The organism is Luteimonas rhizosphaericola (assembly GCF_029888045.1).
Lineage (GTDB): Bacteria > Pseudomonadota > Gammaproteobacteria > Xanthomonadales > Xanthomonadaceae > Luteimonas > Luteimonas rhizosphaericola.
Genome location: NZ_JARXRN010000006.1, coordinates 39062 through 64673 on the forward strand (window position 1 = coordinate 39062; position 25612 = coordinate 64673).

Sequence of the window (25612 nt, forward strand, 5' to 3'; positions counted from 1 at the left end):
TAGGCTTGGCCGCGACGTCCGTCACGGGAGACTCCACCATGCGTCCGCTCGCCCTGTTGCCGCTCGCCGTCGCGCTGGCGGCGTGCACGCCCTCCAGTCCGACTGCATCGGCGCCGCCGCCGTCGAGCCAGGTCGCACCGCCAGCGTCATCCGCGTCCGGCGGCGCCCTCGATGCCCGGGCGCTGGCCGCCGCGCACTGGCGCCTCACCGGCGCGGTGGATGCGGCCGGCGTCCGCATCGGGGCGCTGTTCCCGGCGTCCGATGCGCCACTGCAGCTGGACTTCACCGGCGACCGGATTTCGGTCGGCGGCGGCTGCAACCGGATGACCGGGCCCTACACGCTGGTCGGCGAACGCCTCGAGGTCGGCGCGCTCGCGCAGACCAAGAAGTTCTGCGGCGGCGGCGCGCTGATGGCGGCCGACGAGGCGATCGCGGCGCGCCTGGCCGACGCCGGCACGCGGGTGCGCGGCGACGGCGACACCCTGGTGCTGACCACGTCCGGCGGCGACCGCCTGACCTTCACCGGCACACCCACCGCCGCCACCCGCCATGGCGGCACCGGCGAACGGGTGTTCCTCGAGGTCGCGCCGCAGCGCGTGCCCTGCCCGCACGCGATGATCCCGGACCACCGGTGCCTGCACGTGCGCGAACTCCCGTTCGACGCCGACGGCCTGCGCCAGGGCGAAGGCGAATGGCAGTTCCTGTACCAGGAGATCGAGGGCTACACCCACACGCCCGGCGTGCGCAACGTGCTGCGGCTCGACCGCTACGAGGTGGCGGACCCGCCGGCGGACGGCAGTTCGATCGCCTACGTGCTCGACATGGTGGTCGAATCGGAGACCGTCGCGCCCTGAGTCCCAGCGCGCGCGGAGGCGCCGGGTGTCGGCGACAAGGCCCGCCGCGATTCAGGCCTGGCGCGCGCCCGGATGCAGCGCGTAGGTGCCGTACACCGCCGCCTCGTCCAGCACGTGGCCCTGCATGGCGCGCAGCACGTCGCCGGCGGTGAAGGTGGTCGCCAGCTCCAGGCGCTCGACATCGAGCGCGAACACGCGGAAGAAATAGCGGTGCACGCGCAGGTCGTTCGGCGGCGGGTACGGGCCGTCGTAGCCGAAGTACTCGCCCGCCAGCGCCGCGTCGCCGGCGAACCAGCCGGTGTAGTCGTTCAATCCCTGGCGTGCGCCGGCCGGACCCGGAGGCGAAGCTTTGCCCCCCTTGGTGACGCCGTCGCTGGCGCTGCCGGCGGCGATCTCGCGCACGTCGGCGGGAATGTCGGCCATCGCCCAGTGCACGAAGTCGCCGCGCGGATGCGCGACCGGAATCTCAACGCCGTCCTTGCCGGCCAGCGAAGGATCGGTCGGCGCGTCGGTGTCGATGCACAGCAGCGCGAACGAACGCGTGCCGTCGGGCGCGCCGTCCCAGGCCAGGTGGGGATTGCGGTTGGTGCCGAAGCCGTCCGGCGCACCCATCGCGAATTCGGCGGGGATCGCCCCGCGCGGCTCGAAACTCTCGCTGCGGATCTGCATCTGCGCCTCCTGCCGTGGATCAGGTTTCAGGATAGCCCAGCCGCATCGCGACCGGCGTCAGCTGCGCGAACGGCCCGGCCAGCACCTCGGCGTAGCGGCGCCAGTGGCCGGCGGGGAAATGGAGTCCGCTCAGGACGCGCCCCCCGACGTCCAAGGGCATTCCCAGCGCTTCCGACAGCGCCTCACCAAGCGCGGCCGCATCGCTTTCCCGCCCATCGATCAGCACCAGCGACACCCGATACAGCCTGTCCTCGAGGATCTCCAGCAGTTGGCCGATGGCGCCCGCCAGCCATCGGGCTGCGGCCGCGGGGGAACTAGCGCCGATCCGCATCGGCGAGTCGAACGCCAACCACTGGAGAAGCATGTCGCGTGGATCCCGGAGCACGAAGACGACGGCAGCGCCGTCGACATGCGGCCGCAGCACGCGCAGCAGGGAATTGTCCCACCACAGCAACCACTCGACTACGTGCCTGCCCTCTATGCCGCGCGTGGTCAGGCCCTCGCTCCATTCGCGCATGGCGTGTGCCGGGTCGAGCAGACCGTTGTCCAGCGCGTGAACGCTCGCGTATCGCTGGAACACGTCGTCCGGCGCTCCGGGTGCCATCCGGTCGGCGCGGAAGCCCGGGACCCCTGAAAACAGGGTCGCAACGTTCTCCACGCAGGAACCCGGCGGCCCCCATAGAAACAGCGTGCGGACGGGGGTGCCATCGTCCCCCCGTGCGGTCCAGTCCGGCCACGCTCGCCCTGCAGAAACCGGCGCGCTGAGCGGCGGCAGCGGCAGTCGCCTGGACGCGCGAATCCGGGCAAGCGACTGCCACCGCTCCACTGCCGAAGCATATCGACCGGTCGCATCCTCGAGCAGTCCGAGCGAGGCGATCAGCCGTTCCCGCGCCGCATCGCCCTCGACAGACGACAACAGCGACTCGACATGCGCGATGGCGGCCGCAGGGTCGCGCTCGCGCAGGATATCGACGATGACCGTGTGTGCGCCCCCGTGGCCGGGAAGGCGCCGCGCCAGCGCGCGGGCATGCCGAAGCGCAGCATCCGTGTCGCCCGTCGCCAGCGATAGCCGCATCTGCGCGTCCATCGCGGCAGGGTCGTCGGGCAGCGCGTCCGCCCATCGAGACAACACTTCATACGCCGCGTCCGCAGCGTCAACCGGCACGATGGCCAGACGTGCCCGCCACAGCGCCGAGGCGTCGGGCGCCGTCGCCAGCGCGGCCTCGAGCGTGCGCGTGGCGTCGTCGCGGTCGTCCAGGCGACGCCAGGCTTCGAGCGCCAGGGCCAGCGCGCGCGGCGCGCGCGGGTCGGCGGCGATCGCGCGCCGCAGCCAGTCCAGCGCGTCGGCGGGACGGCCGGCCTGCAGCGCGAGTTCGCCCGCGAGCCGCAGCGTCGCGGCAGGCACCTCGCCCTCCAGCGCGGGCGCCAGCGCGTCGAAGCCTTCGGCGGGGCGCTGCTGGCGCTGCAGGGTCTCGGCCAGCAGCTGGCGCCACGGTCGCGGACCGCCACGCCGGTCGATCAGGTTGCGCAGGGCCTGTTCGGCGAACGCGTCGTGGCCGTTGGCGATGTAGGCCAGCGCCAGGCCGAGCAGCACCTGCTCGTCGTCGGGTGCGCGCTCGGCGGCGCGCGACAGCAGCGCCAGCGCCTGGTCCGGACGGCGCCGCCCCAGGGCCACCATGCCGTCGACACCGAGCAGCCAGGGATGCTCGGGTGCGAGCCTGCCGGCGAGCCGCGACTGCCGCTCGGCCTCGTCCAGATCGCCGCGCGCCAGCGCCAGCTGGGCCTGCAGCACGTAGGCGCCGAACTGGTTGGGATTGAGCCCGACGCTGCGCTCCAGCGCGGCACGCGCGCCTTCGACGTCGCGGTCGCCCGCGAGCAGCGTCGCGCGCTGGAAATGCAGGTCCGGATCGTCGGGCACGATCTCCAGCGCGCGATCGACCGCGGCGAGCGCGCCCTCGCGGTCGCCGTTCGCGCCCAGCGCCACGGCCAGCATGCGCTGCGCGCCGGCGTCGCCGGGTTTGGCCGCGGCGTCGCGGCGGGCGAGCGCGAGCGCCTCGTCGTTCGCGCCGCGGCGCAGCGCTTCGAGAATCTGGTCCTGCATGGGGGAATCGGGCCGCGCGGCCCACGGTGTGTGCGGGCCGCCGATTGTATCGCCCGCCCGCGCTCAGCCCGCCGCGAGCCGTGCCGCCAGCCAGCGTTCGGCGTAGCCCGACAGGCGCGCATCCTCGAGGAAGCCGCAGTGGCCGCCCCAGGGCAGCAGTTCCACGCGGGTCGCGTCCGGCAGCGACAGCGCGTGGAAATCCTCGGCCGGGATCACAGGATCGTCCGCCGCCATCAGGATGTGGGTGGGGATCTGCAGGGCGCGCAGGCGGTCGCCGGCGATCGAGTAGCCGTCGAAGTAGGCATCGAGGCTGCCGAGATCGGTGTGCCGCTGCACCAGCCACTCGGTGAGCGCGCGCATGCGCAGCTTCAGCGTCGACTCGTCGAACCCCACGCGGTCGGGGAACAGCACGCGCTTGCGCTGCAGCGAGCCGCGCCACTTGCGCTCGAAGTAGTGCATGTAGAACCACGGCCCGGTTTCCATCCGCCGCATGGTGCGCGCCGGGTCGAGCACCGGGCAGATCGCGGCCACGCGTGCCAGCGGCAGCCCGGCCTGCGGCGCGCGCAGCGCCAGGCGCAGGGCGAAGTTGCCGCCGAGCGAGTAGCCGGCCACCACCATCGGGCGCGAAGCGAAGCGCGTCGCGACATCGCGCGCGGCATGCACCACCTCGTCGATGCGGCAGGAATGGAAGATGTCCGGGTTGAGGTGATGGGTGCCGCCATGGTCGCGGAAGTTGAGCCGGAACACCTCGAAGCCGCGGCCGAGCAGCTGCGCCGCGGACAGGCACATGTAGCTCGAGTCCGCGCTGCCTTCCCAGCCGTGCAGCAGCAGCGCCAGGCCGCGCGCCTCGACGCCCGGGATCGCGCTGTGCAGGCCGTGCAGGCGCACGCCGTCGCCGCCGTCGAGCAGGTGGGCGGTGGTCGTCGCTCCGGTCGCGGCCAGCGCGGCCGCGGCGCGCCGGCGGCGCCACGGACTGCTGGCCAGGACGGTCTGCAGGTGCGGGCCGCGCAGCCAGCGCGGTGGTGCGTAGTCCGCCGGTTCGCGGCCGCCGTCCGGGATCACGGCGACATCGCGGCGACGATGCGTTCGCGCGCGGTTTCGGCGATCCGCCGCCGGCCCTCGGCATCGCCCGGCACGATCGGCGGCAGGAACACGACCTCCGCGCCACACGCCGGTTCGCCGAGCAGGCGCAGGAAGTTGGCGAAGAAGCTCTCGCCCGGCGCGAACGCGACCCGGGTCTGCGCGCTGCCGTGCTCGCCGTAACGCAGCGCCACCGGCTGCACCGGCACGCCGGCCTCGACCGCGGCCAGGAAGATGCGCGCGTGGAACGGGCCGACTTCGCGCCCGTCGCGCGTGCGGCCCTCGGGGAACACGCCCACCGCGCGGCCGTCGCGCAGCCGCGCCAGCATCTCGTGCAGCACGCCGCCGAGTGATTCCTGGCTGCCGCGCTGGTGGAAGATCGTCTCGCCGCGCGCCGCCAGCCATCCGACCACCGGCCAGCCCGCGATCTCGCGCTTGGCCACGAAGCCCATCATCCGCTGGCTGTGCAGCGCCACGATGTCGATCCAGCTCACGTGGTTGGCCACGAACATCACCGCGCCCGGCATCGGATGCCCGATCCGCCGCACGCGCAGCCCGAACACCCGCATCAGCCCGCCCGACCACAGCCGCACCATGCGATACCGCAGGCGTCCGCCGTCGGCCAGGCGCAGCTGCCCGAACGGCGGCGACATCATCAGCAGGGTGAGCGGCAGGTGCACCAGCACGTGCCAGAGCAGGAACGGGATGCGGACCGCGTAACGGAAGACACGCACGAAGGAGGAGCCAGGCGGGGGACGGGGGAAGTCCGAAGCCGCCCACGATACCCAAACCGGCCCGGCGCGGGCCAGCGCGACGGTGCCCGGCGGAACCGCGGCGCGATGCACCGCGGCTGGTCCGGGTCGCCTCCACTGCCGAAGTGCCTGTCGCCCGCACCGGCCAGGCGGAGCGTCGGGACCGCGTCCCGGAACAGTACGTCCCGACGCCTCAGCGTCCCGCTGCGGGGCGCGGCACCACCGCCAGGGTCAGCCGCGACACGCATACCAGCCGCCCGGCCTCGTCCTCGATCCGGATTTCCCAGACCTGGGTGCTGCGGCCCACGTGCAGCGGGCGCGCGGTGCCGGTGACCAGGCCGCTGCGCACGCCGCGCAAGTGGTTGGCGTTGATCTCGATGCCGACCACGCCGTGGCCGTCGGGCGCGCACAGCCCGCCCGCGCTGCTGCCGAGGGTCTCGGCGAGCAGCACCGAGGCGCCGCCGTGCAGCAGGCCGTAGGGCTGGTGGGTACGCGCGTCGACCGGCATGGTCGCGCGCAGGTAATCGGGCCCGATCTCGGTGAACGCGATGCCCAGCGGTTCCATCGCGGTGTTCCGCGACAGCGCGTTGAGCTGGTCCAGCGAGACGTCGGCGCGGAACATCCGCGCCGGGCTCAGCGGAACCGGAACAGGCTCGGGCGCCAGGCGCGCGAGTAGGCGGTCTTGCCGTAGCCGCTGCTGCTGCCGTAGCCCATTCCGAACTCGCTGCCGTCGCGCTGGCGGCGCGCGTGCATGCGCTCGACCAGCTCGTCGCGGCGGCTGTCCAGCCAGTCGGCGCGGCCCACCGCGGAGGGCTCGATCCCGCGCTTGCGCGCCTCGCGCTCGCGGAACTCGCAGAAATCGTCGTAGGCGTCGAGCTCGTGCTTGAGCTCGCGCACGCACAGCTCGATCATGATCGCGTCGTCGAGGAAGCCCAGCACCTCGACGTGGTCCGGAATCACGTCCTTGGGATCGGCGAAGTACACCAGCGCCGAGAGCACGTGCTGCCTGTCCTCTTCGTCCAGGTGCCAGCCCTCGTCGCGGACCATCGCGATCATGTCGTCCAGCCGCTCCAGGCGCTCGCGGATGAAGTCCGGCGTCTTGACCTTCTGCGCCCCTTCGAGCAGCGCGACTGCGGCCGCGACGATCTCGTCGGCGCTGCGGTCGCCCGCGGCCTTGTGCGCGGCCTTCAACGCAGTGGTGAAGTGCTCGAGATCCTGGTCGTTGAGGTCGATGGTCAGCGAAAGCGACATGGGCGGGTCCGGGGGCGGGAAAAGACGTGAAGCCTAGGCCGCGCGTGGCGCACGCGTCAATCGCGCCGCCCGGGCGTATCCGGCGCGTGCGCCGCGGTGCCGGGCGCATCCCGGCACACGGTCGTCCCGGTTACGCGAAGCGAAAGCGCGTGGTGCCGGTCGCCGGGGTGTAGCGCCGGTCGCTGGCGTAGCCACTGCTGTTGCCGTAGCCGACGCCGAAACCGCGCTCGCGGCGTTCGAAGGCCGGCAGCGGGCGCAGGGTGCGCGGCAGGGTCACGGTCTGGCGGGGAAGGGTCTGGGTCGTGGCGTACATGGTCGTCTCGGGGGGCGTTGTGTGTGGGTGTGTTGGTAAAGTAATACACCAGAAGGGTTCTGCCATGGGCCGGAAGTCATGGCCCGGGGCCAGGCGGGCACCAGCGGCCGGAACCTGTTGATTTGGATGGGATCGGAGGGCTGGCGGTTGCGTCCGCCGGGCATGACTGACGACCTATGCCCGGCGCCCCCGGGTCCGGGGGCGGCCGTCTCGACACGCGTACCTGGGCGCAACGGCATCGAGCGCGCCGGTGCGATGACCGTGCAGGGGCGCGCGCAGCGACCGCTTGCGGGCGCGCCGCGCCCTCCAGTCAGAGGATCGGGGCCAGCCCGGCGCCGAACGCGGTGAAGATGCGCGTGAGCAGCGTGCGGAAGCCGAGGTTGACCTCGGGGAAGTCGCCCACCGGTTCGTGGCAGGCGCGGAAGCCCGGATCGAACGGCGACAGCGGCGCCGGGCACTGCGGCCCGGGCTGGAACTCGTAGCTGGTGGCGTAGCGCACCGGCCACAGGTCGAACACCGGCAGGTGCTCGGACACCTTGGTCAGCGAGTACTCCAGCCCCGAGAACACCGGCGGCTTGTCACGCCGCGCGATCACCCACGCGTTCTCGGGCGCGGTGTCGCGGCGGATGCTGTCGCCGAGCGCGCGCGCGAACGCGGGATCCTCGATGATCACCGCGCTCTCGGTGTTGTAGTCGTCGCCGCGCGGATCGAAGTTGTGGGTGCCGACCACGCCGATCCGGTTGTCGATCACCAGCGACTTGGCGTGCAGGCCGAAGCGCACGCCGGCACGCTTGAGCGGCACGCGCTGGTGCACGCCCACGCCGGCGTAGCGCAGCGCAGCGTATTCGCGGCTCAGCGGTGGTTCCCGGCGCCCGTCGCTGCCGCTGCCGCTGCCGCTGCCGGACACGCCCATGTCCGCACGCCCGCGCGGTTCGCGCGGAGCCGCCGCATCGGCCGGCGCCTCCGGCGCGCGGATGTTGACGCTCCCGTCGGCGTTCCAGGAGATGTCCACCGCGCCGGTGGCCTCCAGGTCGATCGGCGCATCCTCCGGGAAGGGCTTGAACTCGTGGATCTCGAAGCCGAAGTCGCGCAGGTAGCGGCGCTTGTACTTGTAGGACAGCGCGTAGGTGATGAACGAATCGGTGGCCGCCAGGCTGTTGGTGGACACGACCACCCGCGGCGGCGGATCGCGTTCGTGCATGCGCGCGAACATCGCCTGCGCCTGTTTGGACAGCACCAGGTAGGGCGTCTGCAGCAGCACTTCGTCCTGTGCCGATTCGATCAGGTTGTTCAGCAGCGGCGACGCGTACACCGCGGCCGCGGCCGCCTCGCGGTCGCGCCGGTGCTTCTGCGGCAGGTCGCCGATGAACAGCACCTCGCCCACCGGCAGCGCCACGTCCGCCAGGCGCTCGCGAACCAGGTCGGTATCGCCGGCGGTGCGCGAGACCGCCGCGACGCGCTCGGGATCCTCGTACGGCCACTGCGGCAGGGCCGGCGCGCCCTGCTTCAGCAGATAGCCGCCGACATCGTCCAGCCGTTCCACCGGAACGCTCAGCGGCGCGGCCCAGAACGCCTCGAAGTTGGCGGACATCTCCGCGGTCGCCGGGCCGCCCACCAGCACGTCGCGGTCGCGGAAATTGAACTCCGGATTCCAGTCGTAGTAGTCGTCCTGGTAGTTGCGCCCGCCGGTGATGCCGACCAGGCCGTCCACCAGCAGCAGCTTGCTGTGCATGCGCTGGTTGAGCCGGCGCCAGCAGCACGCCGCGGCCCACGCGTACATCGGGTAGGAGATCCGCGCGCGCGACAGCACCGGGTTGTAGATGCGCAGCTCGAAGTTCACGTGCGCCGAGGCCAGCGCGGCCAGGGTGTCGACCTGGCGCAGCGCCGACAGCTGGTCGACCAGCACCCGCACCCGCACGCCGCGGCGCACCGCCGCGAGCAGCTCGTCGAGCACCAGGTGGCCGGCGTCGTCCTCGTCGAAGATGTAGGTCTGCAGGTCGATGCTGCGCTGCGCGCCGCGGATCAGGTCCAGGCGCGAGAGCAGCGCGTCCTGGCCGTACTCCAGCAGCAGCGCGTAGTGGCGCGGCTGTTCCGGCGTACTGTCGGCCAGCGCGCGCGCGCCGAGTTCGCGCAGCGGCGAGGGGCGCGCGCAGGCGTCGGCGGCGGCGCATTCGACCACAGTCGAACGCGCCTGCGCCGCGATCGCCGCCGCCCGGTCGCGTTCCAGCGCGGACAGGCTGCTGCAGGCGCCGCAGGCCAGGGCCAGCAGCGCGACCAGCGCACGCCATGCAGCGGTCATGGTGCCCTGGCGGACCGGGTGCGCAGGTGGAGCGAGAACACCACGCGGTCGCCGAGCGCGAACGCCCAGCGGTCCATCGCGTAATCGCTGCGGTAGACCACCCCGCTGGCGACCACGTCGCAGTCCACGGTCGGACGGTCGCAGGTCGCGGGCTCGAGGGTGAACACCTCGCGCCGGCGCACGCCGCGGATCGTCAGCGCGCCACCCAGCAGGCCACCCTCGCGCAGCAGGGCGTCGTCGTAGGGGTCGGACACGAATTCCACGTACGGATGCCGTTCGGCATCGAAGAACCCCTTGCCGCGGGTGATCTTCGAATACTGGGGATGGCCGAGGATCTCCACTTCGGCCGTCGGCAGGCGCAGCCGCACCTGGCGGCGCGCGGCGGACACCTCCACGATCTCCCCCTGCCACTGCGGGAAGCGGCCGTCCAGGGTCTGGCCCCAGCGGGTCTTGAGGGTGAATCCGATGCGCGAATGCGCGGTGTCGATCTCGGCCGCGGCGGCGGGCACCAGCGCAGTCGCGCAGAGCAGCAGCGCCAGCCACCGCAGTGCCCGGCCCGCACGCAGGCCCGGGCCGGAACTCACGGCCACCAGAACGCGGACAGGGTGGCGATGCCGGGCTCGATCGCCGCCTCGGCCGGCAGCGACAGGACCGCCACGGCGGCCGGCGGCATGCCCCGGTAATCGCCCGACTGGCCGCTGTGCAGCAGCGCCACCAGGCGCTCGAGCCCCGGGTTGTGGCCGACCACCAGCAGCCGGTCGCAATCGCGATGGGAATCGATCAGGCCGGCCAGCGTCCCCGGCATGGCTTCGTAGATGCCCTGCTCGAGCCGCTTGTCGAGGCTGCCCACCACTTCCATCACCGCGTCCAGCGTCTCGCGCGTGCGGCGGGCCGGGGAGCACAGCGCGCGGTCCGGCACCAGCGCCTTGTCGCGCAGCCAGGTGGCCACGGCATCGGCCTCGGCCAGCCCTTCGGCCGACAGCGGCCGGTCGAAATCCGCCTGCCCCGGCAGGGCCGGTTCGGCGTGCGCATGGCGCAGCAGGATCAGTTCGCGCATGTGGACGCTCCTCCCGGGGGCGATGTCCGGCGTCCGTGCAGGCGGTCAGGCACGCTTGAGCCACTTCAGCAGCGGCTGCCAGTCGGCCTGGTGGTCGCGGACCTGGGCCGACTGGTAGTCGAACAGGCTCTTGCCGAAACCGACCAGCATCACGTAGGCCTGGCTGTCGCGCAGCTGCGCGACCAGCGGATAGGGCCACTGCTGCAGCAGGTCCATGGCCTGCTGCGAGGCGTTGGTCCAAGGCCGCAGCCGGTTGCCGACCAGGCCCACGCGCAGGTCGCCCTTGCGCACCCGGGGATGCCTGGCGAGCGCGTTGAGGAAGGGCACGGTGGCGTCGATGTCCAGCGCCGAGGGCAGGACCGGCACCACGAGCGCATCCGCATGCTCCAGGTAGACCTCGAGCGCATCGGGATGGGCGCCGGCCGGGGCGTCGATCACCACCCGTTCGGTGCCCTCGGGGATCGACTTCCAGGCGCTCCGGTGGCGGCTGGCGCCCTCGATCGGCAGGACCGCGCTCTCCAGCGCGGCGCGGCGCTCGGCCCAGCGCGTGGACGAACCCTGCGGGTCGGCGTCGATGATCGCCGTACTGCGGCCGGCGAGTGCCGATTCGGCCGCCAGGTGCGTGGCGATCGTGGTCTTGCCGACACCGCCCTTGGAACTGGCCACCAGCACGGTCTTCATGCACTGCCTCCGCCGGAAACGAGCCGCGAGCGTACACCGGCGGCGTGGCCGTCGCGACCACCGCAGCACGTTACCTGCGCATGCCCCGAGCGCCGTTGACGCAACCTTTACAAATGAGCGAGTCCTCCACTGCGGTCGTGGCCCCGCCTTCCGCCTGCACGGGCGGCGTGGCGCAGGCGGAGGCGCCCGGGCACGCCACGGCCGCGCCACAGGCGCGCCTGCACGAGCTCGACGCCCTGCGCAGCGTGCTCATGCTGCTCGGCGTGGTGCTGCACGCGAGCAATCCCTACGGCCTCGACGGCCGCTGGCTGGTGGTCGACCCCACCCGCAGCGCGACGCTCGAGGCGCTGGCCGATGCGATCCACCTGTTCCGCATGCCGGCATTCTTCGTGGTGGCGGGCTACTTCTCGATGCGGCTGCTGCGCCGGCAGCCGGCGCCCGCGTTCGCGCGCGAGCGCATGCGCCGCCTGCTGCTGCCGGCGCTGGTGGTGCTGCTGAGCCTGAACCTGGTCCAGGTCTGGGTGCTGGCGCTGCCGGCGCCGGCGGGCGGTTTCGTGCGCGGCGCCCTGCTTCCGGCGCTGCTGCGCGGCGACTGGCTCGGCCACCTGTGGTTCCTGGTCGACCTGGCGCTGTACTGCCTGGTGCTGGCCGCGCTGCGGCCGTGGGTCGCGGCACCAACGGCGGCGAGCCCCCTCTCGCGGCCACAGGCGCTGCCGCTGCTGCTGGCCGCCGCGGCGCTGGTGCCGCTGGCCAGCATGGCGGCCGCGCACGCCCTGCCGCTGCTGGCGGCCGAGATCGGCGGCCTGGTCAACCCCGAGGAACTGGTCGACCACGCGCCGTTCTTCGCCATGGGCTGCCTGCTGCAGCGCGACGCCGACCTGTGGCGGCGCTTCATCACGGTCGGCCGCGGCACCTGGTGGTGCGCCGGCATCGCCGGGGCGTTGCTGCTGGGGCTGGCGGTGTCGCCGCCGGCGACGCCGGTCGCGACCGCGGTGGCGGTGGTCGCGCGCGCGCTGCTGGCCTGGTGCGCGGTGCGCCTGCTGTTCGCCGGGTTCACGCGCTGGGTCGGAGGCGCCAGCCGCACCTTCGGCTACCTGTCGGACGCGAGCTACTCGATCTACCTGTTCCACCACCTGTGCGTGGTGCTGGCGGCACGCGCGCTGCTGCCCTTGCCCTGGGCGCCGCTGGCGAAGTTCGGCGTGGTGCTGGCGGTCTCGATGCTGGTGCCGCTGGCGGTCCATCATGTCTTGGTGCGCCCGTACGCGGTGATGCGCTGGCTGTTCAACGGCAGGCCGCTGCCGCATACCCGGCCGCCACGCTGAGCGCGGTCGCCGCGCGCCTGCCGTCTGCTATCGTCGCCCCGCCCCCTTCCACGCCCGCCGCACATGAGCGACCTGCAGGACCTCGTGGCGCTGATCCGCGCCGGCACGCCCCTGATCGTGGTCGACACCCCCGACGAGATCCGCGTGGTGGAACTGTTCCGGCAGTCGCTCACCCGGGTGTGGCGCGCGCTCTACCGCTGGTCGATCACCGAAGGCCTGCGCCGGCTCGACCTCGACCGCGAGGATCCGGTGCAGGGCCCGCCCGACGCCGGCGCCACGCTCGCCGCGATCCGCAACGCCGACCAGCGCGGCGTGTACCTGCTGCTCGACTTCCATCCCTACCTCGGCTACGCCGGCACCCAGCGCCAGCTGCGCGACATCCTGCAGCGGCGCGACTGCCTGCCGCACACGGTGGTGCTGGTCGGGCACAAGGTCGAACTGCCGCGCGAACTCGATGCCGCCGCCACGCGCGTGCGTCTGCGCCTGCCCGACGCCAACACCCTGCTCAAGCTGGTGCGCGAGGAGATCGCCGCGTTCCAGCGCGAGCACGAGGGGCGCCGGGTGGAGGCCGACGAGGCGGTGGTGCGGCGGATCGTGCGCAACCTGCAGGGGCTCGATGCCATGGACGCGCGCCGCATCGCCCGCCACCTGATCCACGACGACGGCGTGCTGGGTCCGGGCGACCTGCCCGAGCTGGCGCGGCTGAAGTTCGAGCTGCTCAACAAGAGCGGCCACCTGCACTACGAGTACGACACCGCGCGCTTCGCCGACGTGGCCGGCGCGCGCCGGCTCAAGCGCTGGGTGGAACAGCGGCGGCGGGTGTTCGTGGACGGCGAGGCGCCGCCGGGACTCGATCCGCCCAGGGGCGTTCTGCTGCTCGGCGTGCAGGGCTGCGGCAAGTCGCTGCTGGCCAAGGCGGTGGCCGGCGGCTTCGGCGTGCCGCTGGTGCGGCTGGACTTCGGCACGCTGTACGCCAAGTACCACGGCGAGACCGAGGCCAACCTGCGCGAGGCGCTGGCCCAGGCCGAACAGCTGGCGCCCTGCGTGCTGTGGATCGACGAGATCGAGAAGGCCGTGGCCGCCGGCAGCGCCGACGGCGACGGCGGCGTGTCGCGGCGCGTGCTCGGCTACCTGCTGACCTGGATGGCCGAGCGCCGCTCGAATGTGTTCCTGGTGGCGACCGCCAACCAGGTGCGCGACCTGCCCGCGGAACTGCTGCGCAAGGGCCGCTTCGACGAGATCTTCTTCGTCGACCTGCCCGATGCCGACACCCGTGCGCACGTGTTCGAACTGCACCTGCGCCGGCGCGAACTGGCCGCCGAGCGCTTCGACCTGCGCGCGCTGGCGCAGGCGGCAGAGGGTTTCTCCGGCGCCGAGATCGAACAGGCGATCGTCGCCGCGCTGTACGTCGCCCACGCCGAATCCCGCGCGGTGGACGATGCGCTGCTGCTGCAGGAGATCGGCGCGACGCGCCCGCTGTCGGTGGTGATGCGCGAACAGGTGCAGGCGCTGCGCGACTGGGCCGCCGAGCGCACCGTGCCGGCGGACTGAGCGCCGGCGGCGGGGGGCCTCGCCAACGATCGGCACGACCCCGCTACCGTTGCGACCAGCAGGCAGTCGGCTGGCGCCGGCCTGCATGCGCTCGCGGCGCGCAGCCATTCCAGAGGTGCCGCTCCCGCCGGAAGTCCGGACCCGGCTTCAGCGGCCCGCCGACGAGGACCTTCGGTCGGTGGCGCCGTTCGGCGCGTGCATGCCTGCCGATACCGGGTCCTCGACTGCCCCACGCTGCGGTCCCAGCTGCGCGTGGAGGAAGCCCGCCACGCCCTCCCAGAGACGCTTGCGGCTGCCTGCTCCCTCCACCGAGTGCCCCTCTCCCTCCAGCGTCAACAGCACCGGCGGACGGCCGGCCTTCGACAGCACCCGCGCCAGCCGGCGGCTGTGCTCGTAGTCCACTCGCAGGTCTTCGGTGCCGTGGGCGAGCATGACAGGAGTGTCGAGCGCGTCGTACCGGTACAGCGGAGAGGACTGCAGCATGGCGTCGGTCTCGGTGTTGGGATCGCCGAGCGCCTCTTCCATCTCGCGTCGACCTTCCTCGGTGCGGCCGCCGTCGCTGGCGGTGAAGAACAGGATCCGGTCGCTGACCCCGGCAATCGAGACGACGCACCGGAAGCGACCGGGCCAGCGCACTGCCGAGACCAGGGCAGAGTAGCCGCCGTAGCTGCTGCCCATCGCGCACATGCGGCGGCCATCGATTGGGTGGAGCGCCAGCACCTGCGCCAGCGCCGCGTCGATGTCGTCCTCGATCAGGGTACCCATACCGCGGCGTCCTGCTTCGCGGAATTCGCGCCCGAAACCTTCAGAGCCGCGAAAGTTGACCTGCAGTACCGCGTAGCCCAGCGAGACGAGGAACTGCACCTCGCGGTCGAACTGGCGGGTGTCGCGCACGCCGATCGGGCCACCATGCGCCAGCACGACGAGCGGTGGCCGCGACACCTCGGGCAGAGTGAGGTAGGCCTCGATCGGTAACCCGTCGCGCGCGATGACGCGCACCACCGTCGACTTGCGGAAGCGGTATGGCTGCAACCATGGATGCATCGCGACGAGCAGCGATGCGCGGTTGCGAGTGGAGTCGAAGTGGTACACCTCGCCAGGCTGGTCGCTGCCTTCGACCAGCAGCAAGAACTGCCGCGAGCCGGCATCGCGGTCCACGATGCGCACCGTGCGATCCCCGAACGCCTGCTGCAGCCGGGACTGTTGGGCACGGCTGCTTTCGTCGAAGTACTCGCTGACCAGCACGCCGTCCTCGAAATACGTCACGCCCACCAGGTTGTGCCGCGCGTCGAAGACGGCGTCCTGCACGTCCACCCGGGGCCGTGAGAAGACCGTCCGGGTGATCTCGCCCGAAGCCGGGTCGAGCTCCACCAGGTCGCGCTGGCCGCGGTCCTCGTCGCTGGCCCCGTAGATCGTGTTCCCGTCCGCGGACAACGCGATCGGCTCGAACGCACCGTCGTCGTCCAGTTCCATCACCTCGCGGAAATCCCCCGCGCGCCCGTGCAGCAGCACTTGGCGCCCGTCGCGAAACGCGATCGTCGCGCGGAGTTCGCCGCGCCCGTCCGCCAGCCACGTCCGTCCTTCCTCGACGCCGCGGTCGAGAGAATCCTTGCGGCCGAAGCCGAACCTGTCCAGCGCACGCTGGCTCTGGATCGGAACCTTGTGGACCTGGACCCCGGCCTTCGAGGCGCCGAAGTAGGTGCTCGCGAACAGAACGTGCTCCGGATCGCCGGGGAGCACGTCGACGAGTCGCCCCTTGTAGGGAAAGTTCAGGCGATTGAACGTCCACCCGTCCGCGGTCTCGCGCAGCTGGAGAACCATGACCACGTCCAATCCCCAGCCATCGATGCAGCTCACCACCAGGCTTCGGTCGCCAGCCCAGTCGAGCCGGCGCACTTCCACCGGAAGCTGCAGCAGCGCCATCGATTCTTCGCGCTGCAGGTCGAGCATCCTCACCACCCTGCGCGCGTCGTCGCCCTCGCCCTCGCGCTCCACCACTGCGGCCAGCGTGCCACCGGGGTTGAGGCTGATTTGCTCCAGAGCGCTCTGCTTCCACAGAACGTCGGGCGGCAGCGGCAGTGGCCCGGGCGGTGGCGGCGGTGCCATCGGCGAGGCATGCGTGGATCCGGACGCCTGGCGGCCCCACAAGGCAGGAAAGGGATCGGGGTAGTAGCCGCGGTATTCGAACGCAAAGTCCTGCGCTACCTGCGGATGTACCTGCTGCAGCCAGTCCAGCGCCAGAAGCCCGCGGTTCGCGACGTGCGCCAGCGCCACGCGCTCGCCCTTCAGGCGAAACACCATGTGGCCCGGGTAGTTCACCACTCCCGGTTCGACGGTGAACGCATAGTCTTCGTCGTCGCTCGCGATGCGGTAGCGCACCCCGCCGTCACGGATGCTGCTCCAGCGGTACTTCCCGGCGGGGAGCAGATAAAGACGCGAGGTCAGCCCTTTCGGCACGGAGCGGAGCGACTCGCGACCCAGCATCGAGTCGCTGCGGCGGATCGCCACTGACTGCAGCGCTTCGTCCGAATCCACCGCCAGCAACAGCAGGCCACTGCCGGGCGGCAGATCCACCGCTGCGCCCTCCCGCACCTCGCGGATACTCGCCCCGGCCTGCCATGACACCAGCCAGAGCAGCGCGACCAGCAGGCGCCCCCACCCCGATCCGTTCCCCATTCCTGTCCCCTTGGCCGGGTACGCCCGGCGGTTCACCGTGCCGATGCGCTCAGTACCCCGCGGCCTGCCCGTCCTTGCGCGATTCGCTGGCGCCGATCCAGCCGCCCTGCGGATTGACCATGATCGCCTGGTAGCCGCCGTACGGACCGTCGGCGTAGCGCACGCTGTGGCCCTTGCGCATCAGCGCGCGCACGGTCTCGTACGGGAACCCGGTCTCCAGGTCCACCTCGCCGCCGTCGCTCATGGCGGTGGCCTGCCCGGCGGGCTCGGTCGAGCCGTCGTGCTGGATGCGGGGCGCATCGCCCGCCTCCTGCAGGTTCATGCCGAAGTCGATCAGGTTGAGCAGGATCTGCACGTGCCCCTGGGGCTGCATCGCGCCGCCCATCACGCCGTAGCTCAGCCACGGCTTGCCGTCCTTCGTCACGAAGGCCGGGATGATGGTGTGGAACGGGCGCTTGCCGGGTTCGAACGTGTTCGGATGGCCGTCGGCGAGCACGAACTGCTCGCCGCGGTCCTGGAGGATGAAACCCAGCCCCGGCGGCGCCATGCCGCTGCCCATGCCGCGGTAGTTGGACTGGATCAGCGAGACCATCATGCCGTCGGCATCGGCGGTGGTGAGGTAGATGGTGTCGCCCTCGTCGAGCTCCCGCGATGTGCCCGGCTGCACTTCGCGCAGCGCGGTGTCCATCGAGATCAGCGCGCCGCGTTCGCGCGCGTAGGCCTTCGAAATGAGCTTCGCCACCGGCGCAGGGTGGAACGCCGGATCGGCGTACCAGCGCGCGCGGTCGGCGAAGGCGAGCTTCTTGGCCTCCACGAACAGGTGCACGTGCTCGGGGCTGCCGAAGCCGTGGGACGCCAGGTCGTAGGGTTCGAGCAGGTTGAGGATCTGCAGCGCGGCGATGCCCTGCCCGCTGGGCGGCAGCTCCCAGAGTTCGTGGCCCCGGTAGGTGGTCGAGACCGGATCGACCCATTCGCCGGTGTGCGCGGCCATGTCCTCGTACGACAGGAAGCCGTCGTTGGCGGCGAAGTAGTCGCCGATGGTGCGGGCGATGTCGCCGGTGTAGAACGCGTCGCGGCCGCCGTCGGCGATCGCCTGCAGCGTGTTCGCGAGGTTCGGGTTCTTCCAGGTCTCGCCGGTGCGCGGCGCGCGGCCGTCGATGGTGAACTGTTCGGTGAACCCCGGCCACTTCGACAGCCGCGGCACCGAGCGGTCCCAGTAGTAGGCGATCGTCTCGTGCACCGGATGGCCTTCGCGCGCGTAGCGGATGGCGGGCGCGAGGTTCTGCGCCATCGTGCGCTTGCCGAAGCGGCCGTGCAGCGCGAACCAGCCGTCGACCGCGCCCGGGACGGTGACCGGCAGCGGCCCGTGCGGCGGGATGTCGCTCAGCCCGCGGCGCTGGAACTCGGCCAGGGTCAGCGACTTCGGCGAACGGCCCGAGCCGTTGTAGCCGTGCAGGCGGGCCGTCTCCGGATCCCAGACGATGGCGAACAGGTCGCCGCCGATGCCGTTGCCCGTCGGCTCCATCAGCCCCAGGGCGGCATTGGCGGCGATCGCGGCATCAACCGCGCTGCCGCCGGCCTTCATCACGTCCAGCGCCACCTGGGTCGCCAGCGGATGCGAGGTGGCCGCCATCGCGTGCGGGGCGTAGACCTCGCTGCGGGTGGCGAAGGGCTGGCCGGTGATGCGATCGGCCGCCGATGCGCCAGCGGCCAACCCCACGAGCGCGCCGAGCGCGAGGATCCGGATCGTGTGGCGCATGCTGGTTCCCCGTCGTGGCTGGTGGCGCGCCACCTTAGGGGAACCGCGGAAGCCTTGTCACGCGCCGACGGCCCCGAGCGCGTCACGGCACAGGCCGCGACGTGCGGAGCGGCCGCGCCGGATCACGGCCAGGCCGGCGGCGCTTCGCGCCAGGCCGCCACCACCTCGGCCAGCGTCGTGCGGTCGGCCTCGGTCCAGTCCGGCAGCAGGGCGGGCAGCGCGGCCGGGTTCGACCAGCGGTCCGGATAGGTGCGCACCGCCGCGGCATACCAGGCCACGGCCTCGTCGCGCCGGTCGAGTTTCCACAGTGCCAGCGCGAGCGTCGGCGGCACCCAGGACGGATGCACCAGGCGGTTCGCGTAGGCCTGGCCCCAGCTCCCGAGCGCGGCCTCGAGATCGCCGGCGCGGTACAGGTCCCAGCCCTGGTTCCACTGCAGCATGCGGCGACGCGCGCTGCCCTCCTGGGCCTGCGCGATCGCGCGTGCGTACAGCGCACGGCCGGTCTCAGCGCGGCCCGAGGCCATCGACAGGTGCGCCAGCTGCGCGGTGGCCTGCTCGGCGTTGCGGCCGCCGCGCTCCATCAGCCGCACCAGCTGTTCGACATCGGCCCCATCGGCCTCCCGTGCGAGGGGCGCGGCCACGCTCGCGTCCTCATCGAAATAGAACTCGGCCGGCCTGGGCAGCGACTGCGCCGACGCGGCCGAGGCCCAGGCCAGCAGCGCAAGCAGAACCGGCGTGCACGCTCGCGCGATTGCACGTGTGTGGATGTCCATCGGTAACTCCCCCTGTAGAACGCGAACAGCCTCCCGGGACATATTGTAATGTCACCGTCGCGAGGGCGCGGCCACCGGCGTCCCGGTCCCCTGCCCTCGCCCTCGGGCACGCCCTAGCTGATTCGCGGCCCGCGCCGCGCTAGCGTGGCCGTACCAAGTCGTACGGAGACGGCCATGGGCGCCGGCATTTCACCAGTCATCGATTCGGGCTACCGCTGGCAGCCGCCGGTCCAGCCGACCACCGCCACCACGCCGACCCTGCCACCGCCGGTGCAGACCGGCTACCGCCCGGAGACGAGCTACCACCCGCAAATGCAGGCTCCGGGCCAGACCGCGGGCACCCCGCCGTCGGCCGCCGGTGGCACCTACGGGATCCCCGCCGGGACGACGCTCTCGGGCGTGGCGGGCGGCACCCAGGCACAGCCGTTCGATGTGACCCTCTCCCAGCTGGCCACCGCGGTGTACGGCACGCGTGGCGCGCCGCCGGAAGGCTGGAGCGCGGTCACCGACGCCCAGCTCCAGGAGCTGGGCGTGGCCGATCCGCAGGCCTGGCGCCTGCAGTACCTGGGCGCCAACGACAGCGTCGAGACCAACGCCCAGGAATTCCGCGCCGAGGTCTACACCGACGGCGAGGGCAACTTCGTCCTGTCCTACCGCGGCACCGCCGAAGGCGCCGACGACTGGGACAACAATTTCCGCCAGGGCCTGGGCTACGAGACCCGCGACGGCGACAAGTTCAGCGTCACTGCGGTCAATACCGCGGTCGAATTCGCGCGGGTGTTCGGCGACGGCGCCGGCGGCAATGCGACCAACCTGGCGATCACCGGGCATTCGCAGGGCGGCGGGCTGGCCTCGGTGGGTTCGCTCGCCAGCGGCGTGCCGGCGGTGACCTTCGATGCCTCCGGCATCCATCCCAACACCTTCGACCGCCTCGGCATCGATCCGCAGCGCGCGCGCGACCTCGCCGAAGGCGGGCAGATCCGCGCCTACTCGCTGTCCAGCGACGCCCTGACCCAGGCCCAGGACAGCTGGGTGACGGGCATCCTGGCGCCCGACGCGATCGGCACCCAGATCGTGGTCGATCCGGCCAGCGCCGACGCCCACAACATGTTCACCAATTACGGGCCGATCGAGGGCTTCTCGCCCGGCGAGAGCGCCCTGATCAACGCGGGTGTGGAAGCGGCGCGGCACACGCCGTTCCTGCCGATCAACCCGGTGACCGGGCTGGTGACCGGCGGGGTGAACCTGGTCGGCGACGTGGCCTATGCCGCGATCAGCCACAGCCCCAACGCGCTGACCGCCGGCATGGTCGAACACCAGCCGTGGCAGCCGGGCTACGAGAATCCGTCCAGCTTCGGCCGCGACGCGCAGAACCTGCTGCCCGACGCGGTGAAGGACGACTATGCGCGCAACGTGCACGACTTTGCCACCGACATCGACTCGGTGGTCGCCGGCGAGTTCGCCAACGGCCAGTACGTGCAGGGCGGCGTCAGCCTCGCCGGCGACTTCGCCGAGGGAGCGCTGAACTCGGTCGGCGACACGGTCGACGGTTACGCCGACGCCGCGGCCGCGAAGATCGACGAACACGTCGATGGCTGGGTCGGCGACGTGCTGTCGGGCACCGTCGACTTCGGCGGCGATGCGGTCGAGTTCGTGGCCGACACCGGCGGGCAGGTGGTCGAAAGCATCGCCGACGGTGCCGGCTGGGTGGCCCAGGGCGCGACCAACCTGGTCGGCGGCCTGTTCGGTCGCTGACCGGACACGGTCTGCCGCTTGCGCCCGGGTATGATCGGCAGTGAAATGCCGCGCATGCGTCGACTGTCCCTGCTCGCCTCCGCGGTCCTCTTCTGCCTGACCACGGGTTGCGCCCGGCCATCCATGAGTAACGACGCGTTTTCCCAGCCCGAAGTGTCAGCGCTGGCCACCGCGGTGGCGCGTGGCGACGCTGCGGAGATCCGACGCCAGCTGGACGGCGTCGATGTCGACACCCCCGGCAGCGACGGCAGCACCCTGCTGCTGGCGGCGATCAAGGCCGGCCAGGCGGCTAGCGTCTCCGCCCTGCTGGAAGGCGGAGCGGATCCGAACCGGCCCGGGCCATCGGGCGACACGCCGGTGCACGCGGCCGCGTTCTCGGCCAACGCGGAGGTGCTGCGGACGGTCCTGCGCCATGGCGGCGATGCCAATGCGCGCAACACGCAGACCGGCGCCACCCCCCTGGTGCAGGCGCTGCTGTCGCCCGAGGCGACGCAGTACGCGGTCCTGCTGGAAGCCGGCGCCGACCCCGACGTGGCCGACAACAACGGCGACACTCCGCTGCACGTGGCCGCCCGCACCAACAACGGCGGCGCCGTGCTCGCACTGCTGGAAGCCGGCGCCTCGCCGCTGGCGAAGAACTCCGGCGGCGCCAGCTTCCAGTCGTACTACTTCGGCTACAACCGCGCGATCCTCAACGACCGCGCGCTGGGCGAGCGCAAGGCGGTTGTCGCCTGGCTGAAGGCCAATGGCGTGCCGCTGGAAGCGGCGGTGGACGCTGCGGACCAGTGATTTGCGACGTCATTGACTGCAACGCGGGAACGCCGACGGGCACTGTCCTGATTTTTCACTCTTCCATCCGGACGACCGGACAAATGGCGCACTCGCTGCGCTGAACGCGCCGGCGGGAGCGGCTTCAGTTTCTCATGCTGCATCCCGGAGTTCCCGGCGCGCAAACACCGGGCTTCGAAAGAAGCCGCCTGGTTTCTTCACGCTCCGCCTCGATATGAGCAGCACTCCTGCAGACACGCGTCTTACGATTGCTTCCGACGACCCTTTCATAGCTGCAAACCAGCTCAGCGGCCTTGGCCTTGTCCAAGGTCACATCAATCCAGTCCAGCGTCGCCATCACGCTGGCGCGCTCGGCATCGTCGAGTTCTCCCCAAGACTCCTTCCCCGCGATGATCTGTGACACGGACTCCGATCTTTCGAGCACCTGTTGCTGCTCAGAGGGCGAAAGCCCACGGAACTCGTCTGCAGCACTGCGTATCTCCGCCCGGATCTGTTCCTGCCGCACCGATACTTCTTCCAGGTCCACAGCAGGCAGGGCCGCCACCTGGGCCACGGCTTCGGCGCCGAGCAGCATGCAAAGCAGCAGTAGATAACGCATCACGGATTACCTGGCGGCCTTTAGCCGCAATCTATCGCGCCTGTCCTCGCCAGTCCAGCGAACGGATAACGACCGCTATCGAGGCAATCGAAGCTGCAATCGTCACAGGCCGGCGCTTCCGCTGCAGATCCGGATCAGGCCGCCGCCGCGTGCGAACGCGCGAACTGTTCCTCTTCGGTCGAGCCCTTGAGCGCGGTGACACTGGAGCTGCCGCCCTGGATCACCGTGGTGACGTCGTCGAAGTAGCCGGCACCGACCTCCTGCTGGTGCGAGACGAAGGTGTAGCCCTGTTCGCGCGCGGCGAACTCCGGCTCCTGCACCTGCTCCACGTAGTGGCGCATGCCCTCGCCGCGCGCGTAGTCGTGCGCGAAGCGGAAGGTGTTGAACCAGTTGATGTGGATGCCGGCCAGGGTGATGAACTGGTAGGTGTAGCCCAGCGCCGCCAGGTCGTCCTGGAAGCGGGCGATGGCGCGGTCGTCCAGGTTCTTCTTCCAGTTGAAGCTGGGCGAGCAGTTGTACGCGAGCGGCTTCCCCGGCTGGCGCGCATGCACGGCCCGGGCGAACTCGCGCGCGAACCCGATGTCCGGCGTGCCGGTCTCGCACCACACCAGGTCCGCGTACGGCGCGTAGGCCACGCCGCGGCTGATCGCCTGCTCCAGGCCGTTGCGGACCTTGTAGAAGCCCTCCGCGGTGCGCTGGCCGGTGATGAACGGACGGTCGTTGGCGTCGAAGTCGGAGGTCAGCAGGGTCGCGGCCTCGGCGTCGGTACGCGCCAGCACCACCGTTGGCACGCCCAGCACGTCGGCCGCCAGACGCGCGGCGACGAGCTTCTGCACCGCTTCCTGGGTGGGCACCAGCACCTTGCCGCCCATGTGGCCGCACTTCTTCACCGCGGCCAGCTGGTCCTCGAAATGCACCGCGGCGGCACCGGCGGTGATCATGTTCTTCATCAGTTCGTAGGCGTTGAGCACGCCGCCGAAGCCGGCCTCGCCGTCGGCGACGATCGGCAGGAAGTAGTCGATCGCGTCTTCCTGCCGCATCTTGCCGTCGCAGATCGCCTTCCACTGGATCTCGTCGGCGCGCTGGAAGGTGTTGTTGATCCGGCGCACCATCGTCGGCACCGAGTCGTAGGCGTACAGCGACTGGTCCGGGTACATGGTTTCGGAGGTGTTGCCGTCGGCGGCCACCTGCCAGCCCGACAGGTACACCGCTTCGAGCCCGGCCTTGGCCTGCTGCATCGCCTGGCCGGCCGAGATCGCGCCGAAAGCATTGACGTAGCCCTTCTTCGCGCCGCCGTTGACGAGCGTCCACAGCCTGTCCGCGCCCCGCGCGGCCAGCGTGTACGCGGGCTGCAGGCTGCCGCGCAGGCGCACCACGTCGGCGGCCGAGTAAGGGCGTTCGATGCCGGCCCAGCGCGGGTCGGTGGTCCACTGCTGCTGCAATGCGTCGATCTGGTGCTGGATGTTCATGGGTCGGACTCCGGAAGGCGGGATTCGCAATCGGTGGTTATGGCAGGGAGGATCGATGGCCTGGCGGTCGCGGGCCGGAACCGGACGGTGCGGTCACCGCCACGGATCACCCGTCGCCGCGCGTCACAGGCGCTCGTACGCCGGCAGGGTCAGGAACTCTTCCAGCGTGTCGCGTCGCGTCAGCGCTTCGAGCATTGCGATCGCCTCGGGGATGCGCGCCGCGCCCACCACCGGCTGCGCCGCCAGGCGCGAGGGCAGCCCCAGCAGCACGCGGTCGAACAGGGCCTCGTCGATCACCGTGCCGTCGTCCAGGTGCAGCGGGCAGCGCGCGCCGTCGGCGGCGGCGGGCACGCGGCCGATCGGCTGGTCGGCATGGTGCAGCCACTGCCACAACTGGGCGCGCGCGATCTCCGCGGTCGCCGCGTCCTCCATCAGCCAGTGGATCGGCACGCAGCCGTTGCCGTCGAGCCAGGCGGCGAGGTAGCGCACGCACACCTCGACGTTGTTCTCGAAGCCGATGCGCGTGATCGTGCCCAGCGAGGGCGCCAGCAGGTCCGCCGCGGTGACGACCACCTCCTCGCGCCCGAGGTGCTGCTGGTGCCTGGTCGGCATGCGCTGGTCGAACACCTCGCGGGCCAGCGGGATCAGCGCCGGGTGCGCCACCCAGGTGCCGTCGTGCCCGGCGGTGACCTCGCGCAGCTTGTCCGCGCGCACCCGCGCCAGCGCGCGTTCGTTGGCTTCCTCGTCGTTGCCGATGGGAATCTGCGCGGCCATGCCGCCCATCGCATGCGCACCGCGGCGGTGGCAGGTCTGGATCAGCAGTTCCGAGTAGGCCTTGAGGAACGGCTGGGTCATCGTCACCTGCCCGCGCTCGGGCAGCACCCGGTCGCGGTGCGCGCGCAGGGTCTTGATGTAGGAGAAGATGTAGTCCCAGCGCCCGCAGTTCAGTCCCGCGATGCGTGTGCGCAGCGCGTGCAGGATCTCGTCCATCTCGAATGCGGCCGGCAGGGTCTCGATCAGCACCGTGACCTTGATCTGCCCCCGCGGCAGCCCGAGTTCGCCCTCGATGTGGGCCAGCACGTCGTCCCACAGCGCCGCCTCTTCCATCGACTGCAGCTTGGGCAGGTAGGCGTACGGGCCACGGTCCTTCGCCGCGAGCGCGGCGGCGTTGTGCCAGGCGAACAGCCCCAGGTCGAACAGGGCGGCGGACATGCGCGCGCCGTCGCCGCCGTCTTCGATCCGCGCGTGCTTCTCGTCCAGGTGCCAGCCGCGCGGCCGCACGATCAGCACCGCGCGCTCCGATTCGGGGCGCAGCGCGTAGCGCTTGCCGCCGCCCTCGAAGGTGAGGGTGCCGGCGACCGCTTCGCGCAGCGCGCGCTGGCCGGCGGTCACGTTCTCCCAGGTCGGCGAGGTCGAATCCTCGAAATCGGCCATGTAGCAGGTCGCGCCCGAGTTCAGGGCGTTGATGACCATCTTCGGGTCCACCGGCCCGGTGATCTCGACCCGGCGATCCTCGAGCGCGGCCGGGATCGGCGCCACGCGCCAGTCGGCCTCGCGGAGGTGGCGGGTGTCGGCGCGGAAGTCGGGCAGCGCGCCGGCATCGAACGCCGCCTGGCGCCGGCGCCGCTCGGCCAGCAGCGCCAGGCGCCGGGCGTCGAAGCGCTGGTGCAGGCCGGCGAGGAACTCCCGGGCCGGAGCGTCGAGCAGGTCGGCCGCGCCGTCGGCGACGGCCAGACGCAGGGCGGGAACGGGGGCAATCGGCTTGAGGACGGCGGACATGGCGGGCTCCGGTGGATGTTGCGGTGCAGCGCCACCGTCCTCCCGAGCCAGGTATTTGACAAGACAGTTATTTCAATGCGATCT

Annotated in this window: 22 protein-coding genes; 5 read left to right on the top strand and 17 right to left on the bottom strand. The window is 71.5% G+C overall.

The features are described from left to right. Positions 1 to 38: 38 nt before the first annotated feature. Positions 39 to 854, top strand: coding sequence for a DUF4377 domain-containing protein (locus QFW80_RS00285; protein WP_280598867.1), 816 nt, complete (start codon positions 39 to 41; stop codon positions 852 to 854). 51 nt (positions 855 to 905) lie between these two features. Here the strand turns inward: QFW80_RS00285 and QFW80_RS00290 are convergent, their stop codons facing one another. The 11 genes from QFW80_RS00290 to QFW80_RS00340 all read right to left on the bottom strand — a co-directional run bounded on the left by QFW80_RS00290 (position 906) and on the right by QFW80_RS00340 (position 11057). Further along, positions 906 to 1523, bottom strand: a complete 618-nt coding sequence (locus QFW80_RS00290) for a YbhB/YbcL family Raf kinase inhibitor-like protein (RefSeq protein WP_280598868.1) — start codon at positions 1521 to 1523, stop codon at positions 906 to 908. A gap of 19 nt (positions 1524 to 1542) precedes the next feature. Further along, positions 1543 to 3624 carry a tetratricopeptide repeat protein gene (locus tag QFW80_RS00295; protein ID WP_280598869.1) on the bottom strand — a complete coding sequence of 694 codons (2082 nt, stop codon included), beginning with the start codon at positions 3622 to 3624 and terminating at the stop codon, positions 1543 to 1545. 63 nt (positions 3625 to 3687) lie between these two features. Continuing rightward, positions 3688 to 4683, bottom strand: a complete 996-nt coding sequence (locus QFW80_RS00300; protein WP_280598941.1) for a YheT family hydrolase — start codon at positions 4681 to 4683, stop codon at positions 3688 to 3690. Then, positions 4683 to 5438 carry a lysophospholipid acyltransferase family protein gene (locus QFW80_RS00305; protein WP_280598870.1) on the bottom strand — a complete coding sequence of 252 codons (756 nt, stop codon included), beginning with the start codon at positions 5436 to 5438 and terminating at the stop codon, positions 4683 to 4685. Before QFW80_RS00305 ends, QFW80_RS00300 begins: the two co-directional genes overlap by 1 nt. A 211-nt stretch (positions 5439 to 5649) precedes the next feature. After that, a complete protein-coding gene (locus tag QFW80_RS00310; RefSeq protein ID WP_280598871.1) occupies positions 5650 to 6078 on the bottom strand; it encodes a hotdog fold thioesterase in 429 nt (142 codons plus the stop codon). 11 nt (positions 6079 to 6089) lie between these two features. Continuing rightward, entirely contained in the window at positions 6090 to 6707 is a 618-nt protein-coding gene (locus QFW80_RS00315; RefSeq protein ID WP_280598872.1) for a YkvA family protein, read from the bottom strand. 130 nt (positions 6708 to 6837) lie between these two features. After that, positions 6838 to 7020, bottom strand: a complete 183-nt coding sequence (locus QFW80_RS00320; protein ID WP_280598873.1) for a hypothetical protein — start codon at positions 7018 to 7020, stop codon at positions 6838 to 6840. Positions 7021 to 7330: 310 nt separating this feature from the next. Continuing rightward, positions 7331 to 9319, bottom strand: coding sequence for a phospholipase D family protein (locus QFW80_RS00325; RefSeq protein ID WP_280598874.1), 1989 nt, complete (start codon positions 9317 to 9319; stop codon positions 7331 to 7333). Further along, positions 9316 to 9909, bottom strand: a complete 594-nt coding sequence (locus QFW80_RS00330) for a YceI family protein (protein WP_280598875.1) — start codon at positions 9907 to 9909, stop codon at positions 9316 to 9318. Before QFW80_RS00330 ends, QFW80_RS00325 begins: the two co-directional genes overlap by 4 nt. Further along, positions 9900 to 10376: a SixA phosphatase family protein gene (locus QFW80_RS00335; RefSeq protein ID WP_280598876.1), complete on the bottom strand. Its 477-nt coding sequence runs from the start codon at positions 10374 to 10376 to the stop codon at positions 9900 to 9902. Before QFW80_RS00335 ends, QFW80_RS00330 begins: the two co-directional genes overlap by 10 nt. A 45-nt stretch (positions 10377 to 10421) precedes the next feature. Next, on the bottom strand, positions 10422 to 11057 hold the full coding sequence (locus QFW80_RS00340) for a nucleotide-binding protein (RefSeq protein ID WP_280598877.1): 636 nt from the start codon (positions 11055 to 11057) through the stop codon (positions 10422 to 10424). Positions 11058 to 11194: 137 nt separating this feature from the next. On the opposite strand from QFW80_RS00340, the gene QFW80_RS00345 reads away from it, so the two are divergent. Further along, a complete protein-coding gene (locus QFW80_RS00345) occupies positions 11195 to 12379 on the top strand; it encodes an acyltransferase family protein (protein ID WP_280598878.1) in 1185 nt (394 codons plus the stop codon). 63 nt (positions 12380 to 12442) lie between these two features. Beyond that, a complete protein-coding gene (locus tag QFW80_RS00350) occupies positions 12443 to 13930 on the top strand; it encodes an AAA family ATPase (protein ID WP_280598879.1) in 1488 nt (495 codons plus the stop codon). Positions 13931 to 14077: 147 nt separating this feature from the next. Here QFW80_RS00350 and QFW80_RS00355 read toward each other — a convergent pair whose 3' ends face one another. The 3 genes from QFW80_RS00355 to QFW80_RS00365 form a co-directional block, all read right to left on the bottom strand. Then, complete coding sequence (locus tag QFW80_RS00355; protein WP_280598881.1) at positions 14078 to 16606, bottom strand: alpha/beta hydrolase family protein; 2529 nt, start codon at positions 16604 to 16606, stop codon at positions 14078 to 14080. A 49-nt stretch (positions 16607 to 16655) separates the two neighbouring features. Continuing rightward, positions 16656 to 18365 carry a gamma-glutamyltransferase gene (gene ggt, locus QFW80_RS00360; protein WP_280598883.1) on the bottom strand — a complete coding sequence of 570 codons (1710 nt, stop codon included), beginning with the start codon at positions 18363 to 18365 and terminating at the stop codon, positions 16656 to 16658. A gap of 122 nt (positions 18366 to 18487) precedes the next feature. Further along, positions 18488 to 19138 carry a tetratricopeptide repeat protein gene (locus tag QFW80_RS00365; RefSeq protein ID WP_280598884.1) on the bottom strand — a complete coding sequence of 217 codons (651 nt, stop codon included), beginning with the start codon at positions 19136 to 19138 and terminating at the stop codon, positions 18488 to 18490. 174 nt (positions 19139 to 19312) lie between these two features. On the opposite strand from QFW80_RS00365, the gene QFW80_RS00370 reads away from it, so the two are divergent. Both QFW80_RS00370 and QFW80_RS00375 read left to right on the top strand, forming a co-directional pair. Continuing rightward, positions 19313 to 20893, top strand: coding sequence for a Tle-like phospholipase domain-containing protein (locus tag QFW80_RS00370; RefSeq protein ID WP_280598886.1), 1581 nt, complete (start codon positions 19313 to 19315; stop codon positions 20891 to 20893). 123 nt (positions 20894 to 21016) lie between these two features. Next, the gene (locus QFW80_RS00375; protein WP_280598888.1) at positions 21017 to 21682 is read left to right on the top strand and encodes an ankyrin repeat domain-containing protein; all 666 of its coding nucleotides are present in this window, start codon (positions 21017 to 21019) and stop codon (positions 21680 to 21682) included. Positions 21683 to 21806: 124 nt separating this feature from the next. On the opposite strand, the gene QFW80_RS00380 is transcribed toward QFW80_RS00375, so the two are convergent. The 3 genes from QFW80_RS00380 to aceB form a co-directional block, all read right to left on the bottom strand. Then, on the bottom strand, positions 21807 to 22280 hold the full coding sequence (locus QFW80_RS00380; RefSeq protein ID WP_280598890.1) for a hypothetical protein: 474 nt from the start codon (positions 22278 to 22280) through the stop codon (positions 21807 to 21809). 134 nt (positions 22281 to 22414) lie between these two features. Beyond that, a complete protein-coding gene (aceA, locus tag QFW80_RS00385; RefSeq protein WP_280598892.1) occupies positions 22415 to 23749 on the bottom strand; it encodes an isocitrate lyase in 1335 nt (444 codons plus the stop codon). Positions 23750 to 23872: 123 nt separating this feature from the next. Beyond that, entirely contained in the window at positions 23873 to 25528 is a 1656-nt protein-coding gene (gene aceB, locus QFW80_RS00390; RefSeq protein ID WP_280598894.1) for a malate synthase A, read from the bottom strand. Between the last annotated feature and the right edge of the window lie 84 nt (positions 25529 to 25612).

Excerpts from the sequence above, each read along its gene's own strand:
- aceB (WP_280598894.1), bottom strand. The coding sequence starts at position 25,528 with ATGTCCGCCGTCCTCAAGCCGATTGCCCCCGTTCCCGCCCTGCGTCTG.
- QFW80_RS00365 (WP_280598884.1), bottom strand. The coding sequence starts at position 19,138 with ATGGACATCCACACACGTGCAATCGCGCGAGCGTGCACGCCGGTTCTG.
- QFW80_RS00375 (WP_280598888.1), top strand. The coding sequence starts at position 21,017 with ATGAGTAACGACGCGTTTTCCCAGCCCGAAGTGTCAGCGCTGGCCACC.
- QFW80_RS00290 (WP_280598868.1), bottom strand. The coding sequence starts at position 1,523 with ATGCAGATCCGCAGCGAGAGTTTCGAGCCGCGCGGGGCGATCCCCGCC.
- QFW80_RS00295 (WP_280598869.1), bottom strand. The coding sequence starts at position 3,624 with ATGCAGGACCAGATTCTCGAAGCGCTGCGCCGCGGCGCGAACGACGAG.
- ggt (WP_280598883.1), bottom strand. The coding sequence starts at position 18,365 with ATGCGCCACACGATCCGGATCCTCGCGCTCGGCGCGCTCGTGGGGTTG.
- QFW80_RS00335 (WP_280598876.1), bottom strand. The coding sequence starts at position 10,376 with ATGCGCGAACTGATCCTGCTGCGCCATGCGCACGCCGAACCGGCCCTG.
- QFW80_RS00320 (WP_280598873.1), bottom strand. The coding sequence starts at position 7,020 with ATGTACGCCACGACCCAGACCCTTCCCCGCCAGACCGTGACCCTGCCG.
- QFW80_RS00350 (WP_280598879.1), top strand. The coding sequence starts at position 12,443 with ATGAGCGACCTGCAGGACCTCGTGGCGCTGATCCGCGCCGGCACGCCC.
- QFW80_RS00370 (WP_280598886.1), top strand. The coding sequence starts at position 19,313 with ATGGGCGCCGGCATTTCACCAGTCATCGATTCGGGCTACCGCTGGCAG.
- QFW80_RS00315 (WP_280598872.1), bottom strand. The coding sequence starts at position 6,707 with ATGTCGCTTTCGCTGACCATCGACCTCAACGACCAGGATCTCGAGCAC.
- QFW80_RS00340 (WP_280598877.1), bottom strand. The coding sequence starts at position 11,057 with ATGAAGACCGTGCTGGTGGCCAGTTCCAAGGGCGGTGTCGGCAAGACC.
- QFW80_RS00355 (WP_280598881.1), bottom strand. The coding sequence starts at position 16,606 with ATGGGGAACGGATCGGGGTGGGGGCGCCTGCTGGTCGCGCTGCTCTGG.
- QFW80_RS00325 (WP_280598874.1), bottom strand. The coding sequence starts at position 9,319 with ATGACCGCTGCATGGCGTGCGCTGGTCGCGCTGCTGGCCCTGGCCTGC.
- QFW80_RS00380 (WP_280598890.1), bottom strand. The coding sequence starts at position 22,280 with ATGCGTTATCTACTGCTGCTTTGCATGCTGCTCGGCGCCGAAGCCGTG.
- aceA (WP_280598892.1), bottom strand. The coding sequence starts at position 23,749 with ATGAACATCCAGCACCAGATCGACGCATTGCAGCAGCAGTGGACCACC.
- QFW80_RS00310 (WP_280598871.1), bottom strand. The coding sequence starts at position 6,078 with ATGTTCCGCGCCGACGTCTCGCTGGACCAGCTCAACGCGCTGTCGCGG.
- QFW80_RS00285 (WP_280598867.1), top strand. The coding sequence starts at position 39 with ATGCGTCCGCTCGCCCTGTTGCCGCTCGCCGTCGCGCTGGCGGCGTGC.